At 66.1% G+C, this 392-nt stretch carries 1 protein-coding gene; it reads right to left on the bottom strand.

All coding sequences use genetic code 11. The features are described 5' to 3' along the window. Window positions 1-392, bottom strand: a 392-nt coding sequence (locus D7X12_RS42165; protein WP_147444043.1) for a M3 family metallopeptidase, incomplete at both ends; no start/stop codon positions are given.

Genomic DNA, 392 nt, shown 5'->3' on the forward strand with positions numbered 1-392 from the left:
GCTGCGACTCGTCGAAGTTGTACTTGGCCTGGCGCACCTTCTCGCTGTAGAAGGCCCAGTCCCACGGTTCCAGCTGGAAGGTCGGCTTGCGCGCGGCCTTCTGCTCCTTGTCGATCATCGCCTGCAGGTCGGCGGCTTCGCGCTTGGCATTGGCCACCGCGGCCGGAGCCAGCTTGCCGAGCATCGCGTTGACCGCTTCGGGGGTCTTGGCGGTCTGGTTGGTCAGGTTGTAGGCGGCGAAGTTCGGGAAGCCCATCAGCTTGGCCTTGTCGGCACGCAGCTGCATGATGCGCGAGACCAGCGCGGTGTTGTCGAACTCACCGCCGCGGCTGCCGCGGGTGGTCGAGGCTTCGTAGATCTTCTGGCGCAGGGCGCGGTTGGCCAGGTTGGTC

Origin of the sequence: Corallococcus sicarius, assembly GCF_003611735.1 — a bacterium.
GTDB classification, from domain to species: domain Bacteria; phylum Myxococcota; class Myxococcia; order Myxococcales; family Myxococcaceae; genus Corallococcus; species Corallococcus sicarius.